The organism is Streptomyces sp. NPDC043878 (assembly GCF_056435735.1).
On record NZ_JBWKDW010000013.1, the window covers coordinates 164,689 to 178,574 of the forward strand.

Consider the following 13,886-nt stretch of genomic DNA (forward strand, 5'->3'; position numbering starts at 1 on the left):
CGGACGCGGTCGTACGCTGGCTGTCATGTCGACTTTCGCCAAGCGTGAACGACTTCTGCTCGCCGACCTGTTGGAGGCCGAGGGCCCGGAGGCCCCGACCCTCTGCGAGGGCTGGCTCACCCGCGACCTCGCCGCGCACGTGGTGGTGCGCGAACGCCGGCCCGACGCCGCCGGCGGCATCCTCATCAAGCCGCTCGCCGCCCGCCTCGAACGGGTGATGGCGGAGTTCGCGGAGAAGCCGTACGGGGAGCTGATCCAGCTGATCCGTACGGGCCCGCCGCGTTTCTCGCCGTTCTCCCTCAAGCAGGTCGACGAGCTGTCGAACACGGTCGAGTTCTACGTCCACACCGAGGACGTCCGGCGGGCCCGCCCCGACTGGGCGCCGCGCGAACTGGACCCGGTCTTCCAGGACGCCCTGTGGTCCCGCCTGGAGCGCACCGCGCGGCTGATGGGCCGCGGTGTCCCGACGGGTCTGGTGCTGCGGCGCCCGAACGGCGAGACGGCGGTCGCCCACCGGGGCACGCCGGTGGTGACGGTCACCGGCGAGCCCTCGGAGCTGCTGCTGTTCGTGCACGGCCGGCAGAGCGCGGCCGACGTCGAGCTGGACGGCGAGAAGGACGCCATCACGAGGCTGCACGAGGCCAAGCAGCTCGGTATCTGACCCGGCGTCCGAGAGGACCGTGACGGTCGTGATCAAGGTGGGCAACCTGATCCAGCTGACGCAGCCGAGGGCGTGAGCGGACGCGGACCCGGGCCCGGGTGGGCACCGGCCCGGGTGGGCACCGGTCCAGGCCGGGACGCACCCAGGCCGGGACCGGTCAGCACGGGCATCGGTCAGTGCGGCAGTTCTGCGCGGCGCAGGTCCTTCGCGCACAGGGTGACGACCCGCCCCCCAGCCCGCAGAAAGAGCCCCGGCCGCGTGGCCGGGGCTCAGGGACCGGAAGCGGACCTCAGCGGACGGGCCGGCCCGCCTTCCGCAGGGCGTCCTTGACCTCGCCGATCCGCAGGTCGCCGAAGTGGAACACGGAGGCGGCGAGCACCGCGTCCGCGCCCGCCGCGACGGCCGGCGCGAAGTCGGCCAGCCGGCCGGCGCCCCCGGAGGCGATCACGGGCACACTCACGTGCTTGCGCACGGCCGCGATCATCTCCAGGTCGTAGCCGTCCTTCGTGCCGTCGGCGTCCATCGAGTTGAGCAGGATCTCGCCCGCGCCCAGCTCGGCGGCCCGGTGCGCCCACTCGACGGCGTCGATGCCGGTGCCCCTGCGTCCGCCGTGCGTGGTCACCTCGAAGGAGCCGGACTCCGTGCGCCGGGCGTCCACGGACAGGACCAGCACCTGCCTGCCGAAGCGCTCCGCGATCTCGCGGATGAGCTCGGGGCGGGCGATGGCCGCCGTGTTGACGCCCACCTTGTCCGCGCCGGCCCGCAGCAGCCTGTCCACGTCCTCGGCCGTGCGGACGCCGCCGCCGACCGTCAGCGGGATGAACACCTGCTCGGCCGTGCGGCGCACCACGTCGTAGGTGGTCTCGCGGTTGCCCGACGAGGCGGTGATGTCCAGGAACGTCAGCTCGTCGGCGCCCTCGGCGTCGTAGACCTTGGCCATCTCGACCGGGTCTCCGGCGTCGCGCAGGTTCTGGAAGTTGACGCCCTTGACGACCCGGCCGTTGTCCACGTCCAGGCAGGGGATCACGCGTACGGCCAGGGTCATGCCGATCCCCCCCGGAACGCCTCCACCTCGACCTCGACGACCAGGCTGGGGTCGACGAAACCGGACACGATGAGCATCGTGGCGGCGGGCCGGACGGCGTCGAACAGCTCCTTGTGCGCGCGCCCCACGTCCTCCACGTCCCGGGCGTGGGTGATGTACATGCGCGTACGCACGATGTCCTCCCGGCCCAGGTCCAGCCGCTCCAGCGCCGCGAACGCGACCTTGAAGGCGTTGACCGTCTGCTCGTAGGGGCCGCCGCCGGCGATCTCGCCGTCCACGATCGACGTGCAGCCGGAGACCAGCACCAGTCCGTTGGGCAGCTCGACCGCCCGGGAGTAGCCGAAGGCGTCCTCCCAGGGCGCACCGGTCGCCACGCGTCGCACCTCGCTCACTCGGCCACCGCCTCCAGGGCCTCTTCCAGGGTGAACGCCTTCGCGTACAGAGCCTTTCCGACGATCGAGCCCTCGACGCCGAGCGGCACCAGTTCGGCGACGGCCCGCAGGTCGTCCAGCGAGGAGATGCCGCCGGACGCCACGACCGGACGGTCGGTGGCCGCGCACACGTTCCTCAGCAGCTCCAGGTTGGGGCCCTGGAGCGTGCCGTCCTTGGCGATGTCCGTCACCACGTAGCGGGCGCAGCCCTCGGAGTCGAGGCGTGCCAGCGTCTCGTAGAGGTCGCCGCCGTCGCGGGTCCAGCCGCGGCCGCGCAACGTCGTGCCGCGTACGTCGAGACCGACCGCGATCCTGTCGCCGTGCCGGGCGATGACCTCGGCGACCCACTCCGGGGTCTCCAGGGCGGCCGTGCCGAGATTGACCCGGGTACAGCCGGTGGCCAGGGCGGCCGCCAGCGTGTCGTCGTCACGGATGCCGCCGGACAGCTCCACCCTGATGTCCATCGCCCTGGCCACCTCGGCGATCAGCGCCCGGTTGTCGCCGGTGCCGAACGCCGCGTCCAGGTCGACCAGGTGCAGCCACTCGGCGCCGGCCCGCTGCCAGGCGAGGGCGGCCTCCAGCGGGGAACCGTACGAGGTCTCGGTGCCGGACTCGCCGTGCACGAGGCGGACGGCCTGGCCGTCGCGGACGTCGACGGCCGGAAGCAGTTCGAGCTTGCTCACAGTGTTCCGATCCAGTTGGTGAGGAGCTGGGCTCCGGCGTCGCCGGACTTCTCGGGGTGGAACTGGGTGGCCCACAGGGCGCCGTTCTCCACCGCGGCCACGAAGGGCTTGCCGTGCGTCGACCAGGTGACCCACGGGGCGCGCATCGCCGGGTTCGTGGTCTCCAGGCTCCAGTCGTGCACGGCGTAGGAGTGCACGAAGTAGAAGCGGGCGTCCGCGTCCAGCCCGGCGAACAGCTCGGAGCCGGCCGGTGCCTCCACGGTGTTCCAGCCCATGTGGGGCACGATGTCGGCCTGCAGCGGCTCGACCGCGCCGGGCCACTCGTCGAGGCCCTCGGTCTCGACGCCGTGCTCGATGCCGCGCGCGAAGAGGATCTGCATGCCGACGCAGATGCCCATGACCGGGCGCCCGCCCGACAGCCGGCGGTCGATGATCCAGTCCCCGCGGGCTTCCTTGAGGCCCCGCATGCAGGCCGCGAAGGCACCGACGCCCGGCACGAGCAGGCCGTCCGCGTTCATGGCCCGGTCGTAGTCACGCGTTATCTCGACCTCGGCGCCCGTGCGGGCGAGGGCACGCTCGGCGGAGCGGACGTTGCCGAAGCCGTAGTCGAAGACGACGACCTTCTTGGCCGCGCTCAATTCCACACCTCCAGCCTCATGACGCCGGCGACGAGGCACATCGCGGCGCCGATCGACAGCAGCACGATGAGGCTCCTGGGCATCTGCTGCTTGACGAAGGAGTAGATGCCGCCGGCCAGGAAGAGGCCGACGACGATCAGCAGGGTCGACAGGCCGGTCACAGCGCGCCCTTCGTGGAGGGGAGGATGCCGGCCGCGCGCGGGTCGCGCTCGGAGGCGTAACGCAGCGCCCGTGCGAGGGCCTTGAACTGGCACTCCACGATGTGGTGCGCGTTGCGCCCGTAGGGCACGTGCACGTGCAGCGCGATCTGCGCCTGGGCGACGAAGGACTCCAGGATGTGGCGGGTCATCGTGGTGTCGTACTCGCCGATCATCGGCGCCATCTGCTCGGGCTCGGTGTGCACGAGGTAGGGCCGGCCGGACAGGTCGACGGTGACCTGGGCGAGCGACTCGTCCAGCGGGACCGTGCAGTTGCCGAACCGGTAGATGCCGACCTTGTCGCCGAGCGCCTGCCTGAAGGCGGCGCCCAGTGCGAGGGCGGTGTCCTCGATGGTGTGGTGCGAGTCGATGTGCAGGTCGCCCTCGGTCTTCACGGTCAGGTCGAACAGGCCGTGCCGGCCGAGCTGGTCGAGCATGTGGTCGTAGAAGCCGACGCCGGTCGCCACATCGACCTGCCCGGTGCCGTCGAGGTCTATCTCGACGACGACCGAGGTCTCCTTGGTGGTGCGCTCGATCCTGCCGACGCGCCCTTCGCGAGTCATGCGCTCTGCTCCTTCTTCAGTTCACGGACCGCGTCGAGAAACGCGTCGTTCTCGGCCGGGGTCCCGGCGGTGACGCGCAGCCGGCCCGGCACGCCGTTGTCCCGGACCAGGACGCCCCGGTCGAGGATGCGCTGCCAGACCTCGTGGGCGTCGTCGAACCGCCCGAACTGCACGAAGTTGGCGTCGGAGGGGGTCACCTCGTAGCCGAGCGCCAGCAGTTCGCCGACCAGCCGGTCCCGCTCGGACTTCAGCTGTTCGACGTACCCGAGGAGCGTGTCGGTGTGCTCCAGGGCGGCCAGGGCGGTCGCCTGGGTGACCGCCGAGAGGTGGTACGGCAGCCGTACGAGCTGGACGGCGTCCACCACCGCGGGGTGCGCGGCGAGATAGCCGAGGCGCAGCCCGGCCGCACCGAACGCCTTCGACATCGTGCGGGAGACGACGAGATTCGGCCGTCCTTCGAGCAGCGGCAGCAGGGAGTCGCCGCGGCTGAACTCGATGTAGGCCTCGTCCACCACGACCATCGACGGCTTGGCGGCCTGCGCGGCCTCGTACAGCGCGCGGACCGTTTCGGGTGGGACCGCGGTGCCGGTGGGGTTGTTGGGGGTCGTGACGAACACGACGTCGGGCCGGTGTTCGGCGACGGCCCGCTCGGCCGCCGCGAGGTCGATGCTGAAGTCCTCGTGGCGCGGGCCGGAGAGCCAGCCGGTTCCCGTGCCGCGCGCGATGAGAGCGTGCATCGAGTACGACGGCTCGAAGCCGATCGCCGTACGGCCGGGTCCGCCGAAGGTCTGCAGCAGCTGCTGGATGACCTCGTTGGAGCCGTTGGCGGCCCAGAGGTTGGCGAGGCCGAGCGGGTGACCGGACGTCGTGGTCAGGTACTCGGCGAGCCGGGTGCGCAGTTCCACCGCGTCCCGGTCGGGGTAGCGGTTGAGGGTGCGGGCCGCCTCGCGCACCCGCTCGGTGATCCGCTCGACCAGCGCCTCGGGCAGCGGGTACGGGTTCTCGTTGGTGTTCAGCCGTACGGGGACGTCCAACTGAGGCGCGCCGTAAGGGGTCTTGCCGCGCAGTTCGTCCCGTACGGGGAGATCGTCGATTCCGAGGTTCACTTGCTCGCCGGTACCTTCCACCCGAACCGTGCCTTGATCGCGGCCCCGTGGGCGGGCAGGTCCTCCGCCTCCGCCAGCGTCACCACGTGGTGGGCGACCTCGGCCAGCGCCTCACGCGTGTAGTCCACGATGTGGATGCCGCGCAGGAAGGACTGGACGGACAGGCCCGAGGAGTGGCAGGCGCAGCCGCCGGTGGGCAGGACGTGGTTGGAGCCCGCCGCGTAGTCGCCGAGCGAGACCGGCGCCCAGGGGCCGATGAAGATCGCGCCGGCGTTCCGGACGCGGTCGGCCACGGCGGCCGCGTCGGCCGTCTGGATCTCCAGGTGCTCCGCGCCGTACGCGTCGACCACCCGCAGCCCCTCCTCGACGCCGTCGACCAGGACGATCGCGGACTGCCGGCCGCTCAGCGCGGGCACGATCCGGTCCTCGACGTGCCGGGTGGCGGCGACCTGCGGCTCCAGTTCCTTCGCGACCGCGTCCGCCAGCGCGACGGAGTCGGTGACGAGCACCGCGGCCGCCAGCGGGTCGTGCTCGGCCTGGCTGATCAGGTCGGCCGCGACGTGCACCGGGTCCGCGCTGTCGTCGGCGAGGATCGCGATCTCGGTCGGGCCGGCCTCGGCGTCGATGCCGATCCGGCCGGTGAAGTAGCGCTTGGCGGCGGCGACCCAGATGTTGCCGGGGCCGGTGACCATGGTGGCGGGCGGGCAGGACTCGGTGCCGTGGGCGAACATCGCGACGGCGGTCGCGCCGCCCGCCGCGTACACCTCGTCGACGCCGAGCAGCGCGCACGCGGCGAGGATCGTCGGGTGCGGCAGGCCGTCGAACGCGGCCTGCGCCGGGGAGGCGAGCGCGATCGACTCGACGCCGGCCTCCTGTGCCGGTACGACGTTCATGATCACGGAGGACGGGTAGACCGACCGGCCGCCCGGCGCGTACAGCCCGACCCGGTCGACGGGCACCCACTTCTCGGTCACCGAGCCGCCGGGCACCACCTGCGTGGTGTGGCCGGTGCGGCGCTGCTCGCGGTGGACCAGGCGGGCGCGGCGGATGGACTCCTCCAGGGCCGCGCGCACGGCGGGGTCGAGTTCCTCCAGCGCGCGGGTGAGGGCCTCCGCGGGAACCCGTACCCGCTCCAGCCTGACCCCGTCGAACTTCTCCGCGAAGTCGATCAGTGCCGCGTCACCCCGATGATGCACGGCCTCGCAGATCGGACGCACCTTCTCCAGGGCGGCGGCGACGTCGAAGTCGGCTCGGGGCAGCAGGTCGCGCAGGGCGGGTCCCTCGGGAAGGGCGTCGCCGCGCAGATCGATTCGGGAGATCACGTGGTCAATTCTCTCAGACCGGGCTCGGGCGTCGTCCGCGTGTATCAATGGCTGATACAGAACCCGGCGGAACCCGGAAGATCCCCTTCGCCTCTAGTGTTCCGGGCGTCACCGCACGGGCGGGCACGGGCGGGCGGGACCGAGGGGCCGACAGGGAGCGGGGAGAGCGGTGAACGAGGGGGCCGGCGTCCGGGACGGGGACCTGCCGGACGAGCTGACCGCCGCCGAGGCCGGCATGTGGCAGGCCTTCCGCAACGGCAGCCTGTACGACCTGAGCAGCGGGGACGTCGTCGTCGACGACCCGCACGGCGGCCGCCCGTGGGGCCCGGAGCGGACCGTGCGGGCCCGTATCGTCTGCTGGCTGCTGCTCGACGGCCCGCCCGCGCTGGCCGGCCGGGTGGCCTCGCTGAAGCTGGCCGGTGTGCAGATCAGCGGCGTGCTCGACCTCGCCGGCGGCGCGGTGGTGCCGTACGTCGAGCTGCGCGGCTGCCGCTTCGAGCGGGACGTGCTGGTGCCCGAGGCCCACTTCACGACCGCCCGGCTGGTGAACTGCGCGGTCCCGCGCCTGGAGGCCGCCCGCGTCCGCACCGAGGGCGACCTGCACCTGCCGCGCTGCCGCTTCCGGCACGGCGTACGCCTCACCGACGCGCACATCGGCACGGACCTGCTGATGAACCAGGCGGTCGTCCACCGGGACCGCAGCGGCCGCTCGATCGCCGCCGACGGCATGACGGTGGGCCAGGACCTCCAGGCCGAACTTCTGGAGTCGGACGGAGAGGTGAGCCTGCGCGGCGCCAAGGTCGGCGTGTCGCTCAGTCTGCGCGGCGCCCAGCTGTCCGAGGCGTACGGCCGGCTCGCCCTGAACGCCCCGCAGCTGACCGTCGGGCGCACCCTGTACCTGACCCCGGCGGGCGTCGGCGCCTCGATGCTGAGCGGGGCGACCCCCGCGCGCGGGACGCGCATCCAGCGGTTCGAGTGCCGGGGCGGGGTGCGGCTGGACGACGGGCGGATCGGGGACGCGCTCGACCTGGAACGGGCCCGGTTCGACCTCACCGACGACCAGGAGCTGTCCCTGCTCCGGGTCCAGGTGCCCGAGCTGCGCTTCCTCGGGGAGCGGCCGCAGCGCGGCAAGGTCGTCCTGTCGGGCGCGCGGATCGTCAACCTGGTGGACCGGGCGAGCGCCTGGCCGGGCCCCGGCAACCTGCACATGGGCGGCTTCGTCTACGAGAACCTCGTGCCGCAGGGCCCGTTCCCGCTGACCCGGCGGCTGGACTGGGTGGCGGCGGCGACCGCCGAGTACAACCCCGAGCCGTACGAACGGCTGGCCTCCGTGCTGCGGGCCGGCGGCGAGGACGAGGACGCCCGCGAGGTGCTCCTCGCCAAGCAGCGGCGCCGCCGCGAGAGCCTGCCGCCGGCCGCCAAGCTCTGGGGGTACGCGCAGGACTGGACGGTCGCCTACGGCTACCGGCCGGGCCGGGCCGCCGTGTGGATGGCGGTGCTGTGGGCGGCGGGTTCGCTCGCCTTCGCCCACGCGGGTGCTCCCCCGTCCTCCGGCGGCGCCCACCCGGTGTGGAATCCGGCCCTGTTCGCCCTCGATCTGCTGCTGCCGGTCATCGACTTCGGCCAGGCGGACGCCTGGCAGCTGCGCGGCGGCTGGCAGTGGCTGGCCGCCGCGCTGATCCTGCTGGGCTGGATCCTGGCGACGACGGTGGCGGCGGGGGCGACACGGCTGCTGCGCCGGAACTGATCCCGCCCCGTTCCGGGGCCGCTGGTCGACCGGTCGACCCGTTTTAGTTGAACAATCATCATCTTTTACCTTCCCTTGACCGGCCCCCGTACAACTTTCCACACGTTGCCCTCAGCGGCTGGCGCATACCTGACCTGCGGACTTTCAATGGTCGACACCATGGCTCTGCTGCCCCCGTTCATCCGCGCCGGCCGGATGCACCGGACCCCACCGCACCTCGCCACCGGGCTCACCGGGCTCACCGGCGACGACGAGGTCCTGCTCGACGCGCCGGACGACCGCCTCGGCCCCGCCCTCGTGGCGGCCGCGCGCGGCGAGCACACCCCCGCGGCCGCCCTGCTCGCCGCCACCCGCGAGAGCGCCGAGTGGGAACACCGCGACCGCTACGTGCGGCGGCTGGCCGCCTTCGCCGCCTCCCGCGCCGAATGGCTGCGGACCTGGCGCGCCAGCGCCCCGGACGACCCGGCCGCCCTCCTCGTCGCCGCCCAGCTCGCGGTGGACCGCGCCTGGCGGTCCCCGGCCCGCGCCGAGCTGCTGCGCGAGGTGAGCCCCCTGATCACGGCCGCCGCGCACGCCGACGTCCGCGACCCGGTGCCGTGGCGGATCGCCCTGGACCACGCGCGCGGCTCGGGGGCCGGGCACACCTACTTCGAGGAACTGTGGGCGGCGGCCGTCCGGCGCGCCCCGCACCACCACGGCTGCCATGTGGCCGCCCTGCGGTACCTGGCCGCGGGCTGGCGCGACGCCCACCACGAGTGCCTCGACTTCGCCGACCTGGCCGCGCAGGACGCCTCGGCCGACTCGCTCGTCCAGGCCCTGCCCAACCGCGCGGCCCTCGCCTGCCTGACCGACGCCCCGGACCTCCGGGTGCCGCGCGAGCGGCTGGACGCGGCCGCCGACCGGGCGATCGAGTTGTCCTTCCTGCTTCCCGCGGCCGACCCCTGGCCGGCCGAGATCCGCAACGAACTGCTGTACGTCCTCACCCGGCTCGACCGCCGGCAGGACGCCCTCGACCAGCTGCGCCTGATCGGCCCGTACGCCACGTCCTTCCCGTGGCACCGGCTCTCGGACGACCCGCTCGGCCTGTTCCTGAAAACGCGCGACGACCTGCGTACGGCACCGTCCGCACGGCCGCCCCACCATCCACGGAGTGGGCGCGGCGGACGCACCCGCTCCGGCGACCACTAGGCTTTGGCGCCGTGACCACCGTCCGGCTCCCGCTCTTCCCCCTGAACTCGGTTCTGTTCCCGGGGCTCGTGCTTCCTCTGAACATCTTCGAGGAGCGCTACCGCGCCATGATGCGCGAACTGATCAAGACCCCCGAGGACGAACCGCGCCGGTTCGCCGTCGTGGCGATCCGCGACGGCCACGAGGTGGCACGCAGCGGCCCCGGCCTCCCGGACCCCACGGCGGTGCCGGAACGCGGACCCGCGGCCGGCTTCGGCACGGACCCGGTCCGGGCGTTCTCGGCGATCGGCTGCGTCGCGGACGCCGCCACCGTCCGCGAGCGGGCCGACGGCACCTTCGAGGTGCTGGCCACCGGGACGACCCGGGTGCGGCTGGTGTCGGTCGACGCGTCGGGCCCGTTCCTGACGGCCGAGCTGGAGGAACTGCCGGAGGACCCCGGGGACGAGGCCGGCGCCCTGGCGGAGGGGGTGCTGCGCTCCTTCCGCCAGTACCAGAAGCGGCTGGCCGGGGCGCGGGAGCGGTCGCTCGCCACGGGCGCGGACCTGCCCGACGATCCCTCGGTGGTGTCCTACCTGGTGGCCGCCGCGATGATGCTGGACGTCCCGACCAAGCAGCGCCTGCTCCAGGCCCCCGACACCGCGTCCCGGCTGCGCGACGAGCTGAAACTCCTTCGCGCCGAGACGGCGATCATCCGTAGTCTGCCGTCGTTGCCCGCGTCGGAGCTGACGCGGGGCCCGACGAGTCTCAACTGACACACCCGCCGGCCGCGGACGCCGCGACCGGCGGGTATCTCACCTCTGGGGAACGGACCGGGATGGCGAAGAAGGCGAAGAAGCAGCAGTCGGGCGGCACGCCCGCCACGGTGGCACTCACGGCGGCCGCCGTGCCGTACACGGTCCACGCCTACGAGCACGACCCCGCCCATCCGTCGTACGGCGAGGAGGCGGCCGAGGCGATGGGAGTGGCTCCGGAGCGGGTCTTCAAGACACTGGTCGCCGACGTCGACGGAGCGCTGACGGTGGCCGTGGTCCCGGTCGCGGGCTCACTGGACCTCAAGGCGCTGGCGGCGGCGGTCGGCGGCAAGCGCGCCGCGATGGCCGACCCGGCGCTCGCGGAACGCACCACGGGATACGTCCGCGGCGGGATCTCCCCCCTGGGGCAGCGCAAGAAGCTCCCCACCGTCCTGGACGACTCGGCGTCCGCGCACCCCACGATCTGCGTGTCGGCGGGCCGCCGCGGCCTGGAGGTCGAACTGGCCCCCGGCGACCTGGCCGACCTGACCCGGGCGGTGGTGGCACCCATCGGGCGGGCCTGACCGGGGACGGCCACCGGGTCCGGCCCGAGGTGCCGGCCGGGCCCGACCCCAGGTGCCCCAGCGGGCCCGATCCCAGGTGCCGACCTGGGCCGGCCCCAGATGTGCCGACCTGACCCGGCCCCACATCCTTGCCGGGCCCGATCCCAAGTCTTCAGCGCGCCTGGCCCTCAGTGCGCGCCGACCCGGCCCGACCCCAAGACCCCGCCTCGCCCGACGTCAACTCCCCGCCGAGCCTGGCCCTCAGTTCCAGCCGACCGGGCCCAGCGCGAAGGCGCCCGACCCGGAAGCGCCGGGGCCCGAAGCCGGGCCCGGAAGCGCCGGGCCCCGAAGCCGGGCCCGTGCCGGCCGGTGACTCCGGCCCGTCCACGCGCTCACGCCGGCGGTGCCCCGTACGGGTCCTTCAGGTCGGGACCCGGGTGGTAGGGGCCCGGCTGCTCCGGGTCACGGGGGGCGAACAGGGCCGTCAGCCCGAGATGCACCAGCAGCGCCGCCAGCGGCCACGCCAGCAGGGCACCCCTGGCCCCCAGCTTCAGCGGCGCCGAGAACGTCACGCCCTGACCCACCGCCTTCGCGTGGGCGATGACGTCGTGCTCGGGGCCCAGCCACACGCCGACCTTCCAGGCCAGCGCCGACCCCAGCAGGCCCCCGGCCGCGAGGGCCACCACCAACGGCACACCGCCGCGCCGCCGGAGGAGGAACACGGCGACCGCGCTCACCGCGCCGAACGCCAGCCCGAGCAGAATGAACGTTCCGTCGACGCCGATCGCCTGTTCGCCCTCGGTGTCCTTGATGTAGACGTTCCAGGTCTTGTCCACGATCTCGCCGACCAGCGGCACCTGGGGGGCCAGCCACCCCCACAGGACGCCGAGCAGCGCCCCGGTGACCGCCACCACGAGCGTGACCACGGCGGCCTCGATCAGTTCGGTCCTCATCCCGGGCCCGTCGTCGTGGTACCCGCCGGTCCAGGCGTCCCGGGGCGCGGATGCCGTGTGCCCGGCGCCCGGCGGCTGCCACGCCTGGTGCGGGGAGTGTTCGTGCGGTGGCGGAGGCGGAGTCAACGGTGCGGTCACCCTGACATCGTGCCAGGCCCGGCTGTGCGGCGCGTCACCGGACGGCCGCACGGCGGTAGGCCCAGGTGGCGACGGCCAGCGAGACCACGCCGACGCCCGCGCACACGGTGAGGTCACCCAGGACGAAGGCCCAGTCCGGGTGCGGCCCGAAGGTCCGCGCGAACGCCTCCACGCCGTAGGTGGAGGGCAGCAGGTCCCGGGCCAGCCGCACCGCCTCCGGCATCCGGTCGGCCGGCAGCACCCCGAGCAGCAGCGCCGCCGACATGCCCAGCTGGCCGAGCAGAGTCGCCAGTTCCGGGCGCGGGGCCAGCAGCCCGAGCGCGGCGCCGAGGCCGGACAGGGCGGCGCCCGCCAGCGGGATCACCGCCAGGAGCACCCACAGGTGCGTCAGCGGCAGGCCGAACAGCAGGCAGCCGAACACCGCCGTGACCACGGTCCCCGGCACGGTGAAGGACGCGTACGCGCCCGCCGCGCCCAGCACGACGGCGGCCGGCGGCACCGGCAGCGTCGCGTAGTGGTCGAGCCCGCCGTTGGCCCGCAGCTGGCCGAAGTACTGCGCGAGCAGGTTCAGCGCGACGAAGGCCACGACGAGGACCGACGCTCCCGCGACCACCGACTCGGCCTCGCCGCCGCCGTCCACGACCCCGCGCATCAGGACCATGATCCCGACCGACTGGAAGGTCGCCACGAACAGCAGCGGGATGCGCGCCACGCGCGCGCGGGACAGCTGCGCCCGGTACACGGCCGCCAGCGACGGCCAGAACCGGGCGCGCGGCCCGAGCTCGGCCGCGGCGCGTCCGGCGGTCCCCTCCACAGCCAGGGCACCGCCCGGCAGAACCTCAGCGGGTACGACACTCACGTCGCGCTGCTCCTCATCGCGTTGGCGCTCGCCCTGTCCCATACGGATTCGACGGCCCCCGTGCTCATGCCTTCACCAGCCCGTGCGGGTTCCCGCCGAGCGCCAGGTAGACGTCCTCCAGGCTCGGCGTGGCCAGCGTGAAGTCGTCCAGCGCGGCGAAGGCGGCCCCGCCGGTGACGGTGGCGACGGCCGCGCGGGCCTCCTCCGGGGCGAGCCGGAGCGTCCAGCGGCGGCCGGACTCCACGGCCCGCTCGTGCAGCGCGGCGACCTCGGGGACGTGCAGCGGGGCGCTCTCGCGCCACACCAGGTCGACCCGCACCTCTCCGGCGACCTGCTCCTTGAGCCCGGAGGGTGTGTCGCAGGCGATGACCCTCCCGTGGTCGAGGACGGCGACCCGGTCCAGGACGGTCTCGGCCTCGATGACGTTGTGTGTGACCAGCAGCACCGTCGTCCCGTGCTCGGCCCGGCGCCGGTCGACAGCCGACCACACCGCCCGCCGGGCCACCGGATCCATGCCGGTGGTCGGCTCGTCGAGGACGAGCAGCGGCCGCTCCCCCACGAGCGCGGCGGCCAGGCACGCGAGGCGCCGCTGCCCGCCGGACAGCTTGTTCAGCGGCCGCCCCGCGATCGGTGTGAGACCCAGTTCGTCGAGGACGGCGTCCCGCCCGGCCCGTGCCGTGCGCGCGTCCAGGCCGCGCAGCCGTCCGGTCGTCTCCGCCGCCAACGACACCGTCAGCTCGTCCAGGGCGGTGGACTCCTGCCCGAGGTAGGCGAGGATGCGGGCGGCGCGCTCCGGATGGCGCACGATGTCGTGCCCGAGGATCTCGACGCTGCCCCGGTCGGGCCGCATGAGCCCGGTCAGCTGCCGTACGAGAGTGGACTTGCCGGCGCCGTTCGGCCCGAGCAGCCCGAAGATCTCACCGCGGCGGATGTCCAGGCGTACGTCGTCGGTGGCCCGCACCTCGGGTGTCGCGGGGGTGCCGCGCCGGCCGCGCACCGCCGGATAGGTCTTGGTCAGTCCGCGTACGGCGCACACGACATCGCCGCCGTGCCGAAGTGCC

General features: G+C 73.6%; 16 protein-coding genes. 5 read left to right on the top strand and 11 right to left on the bottom strand.

Annotated features, from left to right (window positions below; all coding sequences use genetic code 11):
• Positions 1-25 precede the first annotated feature (25 nt).
• Complete coding sequence (locus AC07AZ_RS19795) at positions 26-661, top strand: TIGR03085 family metal-binding protein (RefSeq protein WP_478849400.1); 636 nt, start codon at positions 26-28, stop codon at positions 659-661.
• A 289-nt stretch (positions 662-950) separates the two neighbouring features.
• Here the strand turns inward: AC07AZ_RS19795 and hisF are convergent, their stop codons facing one another.
• Genes hisF through hisD form a run of 8 tightly spaced genes read right to left on the bottom strand, consistent with a single transcriptional unit; the run spans position 951 to position 6,646 of the window.
• A complete protein-coding gene (gene hisF, locus AC07AZ_RS19800; RefSeq protein WP_478849402.1) occupies positions 951-1,706 on the bottom strand; it encodes an imidazole glycerol phosphate synthase subunit HisF in 756 nt (251 codons plus the stop codon).
• A complete protein-coding gene (locus tag AC07AZ_RS19805; RefSeq protein ID WP_478849404.1) occupies positions 1,703-2,098 on the bottom strand; it encodes a RidA family protein in 396 nt (131 codons plus the stop codon). Before AC07AZ_RS19805 ends, hisF begins: the two co-directional genes overlap by 4 nt.
• Positions 2,095-2,820, bottom strand: coding sequence for a bifunctional 1-(5-phosphoribosyl)-5-((5-phosphoribosylamino)methylideneamino)imidazole-4-carboxamide isomerase/phosphoribosylanthranilate isomerase PriA (priA, locus tag AC07AZ_RS19810; RefSeq protein ID WP_478849406.1), 726 nt, complete (start codon positions 2,818-2,820; stop codon positions 2,095-2,097). Before priA ends, AC07AZ_RS19805 begins: the two co-directional genes overlap by 4 nt.
• A complete protein-coding gene (hisH, locus tag AC07AZ_RS19815; protein WP_478849408.1) occupies positions 2,817-3,464 on the bottom strand; it encodes an imidazole glycerol phosphate synthase subunit HisH in 648 nt (215 codons plus the stop codon). The genes priA and hisH overlap by 4 nt, the downstream gene beginning before the upstream one ends.
• Positions 3,455-3,619, bottom strand: coding sequence for a hypothetical protein (locus tag AC07AZ_RS19820; RefSeq protein ID WP_356041642.1), 165 nt, complete (start codon positions 3,617-3,619; stop codon positions 3,455-3,457). The genes hisH and AC07AZ_RS19820 overlap by 10 nt, the downstream gene beginning before the upstream one ends.
• Positions 3,616-4,218, bottom strand: coding sequence for an imidazoleglycerol-phosphate dehydratase HisB (gene hisB / locus AC07AZ_RS19825; protein WP_478849410.1), 603 nt, complete (start codon positions 4,216-4,218; stop codon positions 3,616-3,618). Before hisB ends, AC07AZ_RS19820 begins: the two co-directional genes overlap by 4 nt.
• On the bottom strand, positions 4,215-5,324 hold the full coding sequence (locus tag AC07AZ_RS19830; protein WP_478849412.1) for a histidinol-phosphate transaminase: 1,110 nt from the start codon (positions 5,322-5,324) through the stop codon (positions 4,215-4,217). The genes hisB and AC07AZ_RS19830 overlap by 4 nt, the downstream gene beginning before the upstream one ends.
• Positions 5,321-6,646, bottom strand: a complete 1,326-nt coding sequence (gene hisD, locus AC07AZ_RS19835) for a histidinol dehydrogenase (protein WP_478849414.1) — start codon at positions 6,644-6,646, stop codon at positions 5,321-5,323. The genes AC07AZ_RS19830 and hisD overlap by 4 nt, the downstream gene beginning before the upstream one ends.
• Before the next feature lie 169 nt (positions 6,647-6,815).
• Here hisD and AC07AZ_RS19840 point away from each other — a divergent pair, with 169 nt between their 5' ends.
• The 4 genes from AC07AZ_RS19840 (at position 6,816) to ybaK (ending at position 10,896) form a co-directional block, all read left to right on the top strand.
• A complete protein-coding gene (locus tag AC07AZ_RS19840) occupies positions 6,816-8,393 on the top strand; it encodes an oxidoreductase (protein ID WP_478849416.1) in 1,578 nt (525 codons plus the stop codon).
• Between the two features lie 147 nt (positions 8,394-8,540).
• Complete coding sequence (locus AC07AZ_RS19845; RefSeq protein ID WP_478849418.1) at positions 8,541-9,581, top strand: hypothetical protein; 1,041 nt, start codon at positions 8,541-8,543, stop codon at positions 9,579-9,581.
• A gap of 11 nt (positions 9,582-9,592) precedes the next feature.
• Positions 9,593-10,333 carry an LON peptidase substrate-binding domain-containing protein gene (locus AC07AZ_RS19850; protein WP_478849420.1) on the top strand — a complete coding sequence of 247 codons (741 nt, stop codon included), beginning with the start codon at positions 9,593-9,595 and terminating at the stop codon, positions 10,331-10,333.
• Positions 10,334-10,395: 62 nt separating this feature from the next.
• Positions 10,396-10,896, top strand: coding sequence for a Cys-tRNA(Pro) deacylase (gene ybaK, locus AC07AZ_RS19855; RefSeq protein WP_478849422.1), 501 nt, complete (start codon positions 10,396-10,398; stop codon positions 10,894-10,896).
• A gap of 371 nt (positions 10,897-11,267) precedes the next feature.
• Here ybaK and AC07AZ_RS19860 read toward each other — a convergent pair whose 3' ends face one another.
• The 3 genes from AC07AZ_RS19860 to AC07AZ_RS19870 all read right to left on the bottom strand — a co-directional run bounded on the left by AC07AZ_RS19860 (position 11,268) and on the right by AC07AZ_RS19870 (position 13,861).
• Positions 11,268-11,966 carry an AAA family ATPase gene (locus AC07AZ_RS19860; protein WP_478849424.1) on the bottom strand — a complete coding sequence of 233 codons (699 nt, stop codon included), beginning with the start codon at positions 11,964-11,966 and terminating at the stop codon, positions 11,268-11,270.
• Positions 11,967-12,000: 34 nt separating this feature from the next.
• Positions 12,001-12,825 (bottom strand): ABC transporter permease, encoded by an 825-nt coding sequence (locus AC07AZ_RS19865; protein ID WP_478849426.1) that lies wholly within the window; start codon positions 12,823-12,825, stop codon positions 12,001-12,003.
• A 64-nt stretch (positions 12,826-12,889) separates the two neighbouring features.
• A complete protein-coding gene (locus AC07AZ_RS19870) occupies positions 12,890-13,861 on the bottom strand; it encodes an ABC transporter ATP-binding protein (RefSeq protein WP_478849558.1) in 972 nt (323 codons plus the stop codon).
• Positions 13,862-13,886 lie beyond the last annotated feature (25 nt).

Excerpts from the sequence above, each read along its gene's own strand:
- AC07AZ_RS19795 (WP_478849400.1), top strand. The coding sequence starts at position 26 with ATGTCGACTTTCGCCAAGCGTGAACGACTTCTGCTCGCCGACCTGTTG.
- hisF (WP_478849402.1), bottom strand. The coding sequence starts at position 1,706 with ATGACCCTGGCCGTACGCGTGATCCCCTGCCTGGACGTGGACAACGGC.
- hisB (WP_478849410.1), bottom strand. The coding sequence starts at position 4,218 with ATGACTCGCGAAGGGCGCGTCGGCAGGATCGAGCGCACCACCAAGGAG.
- AC07AZ_RS19845 (WP_478849418.1), top strand. The coding sequence starts at position 8,541 with ATGGTCGACACCATGGCTCTGCTGCCCCCGTTCATCCGCGCCGGCCGG.
- ybaK (WP_478849422.1), top strand. The coding sequence starts at position 10,396 with ATGGCGAAGAAGGCGAAGAAGCAGCAGTCGGGCGGCACGCCCGCCACG.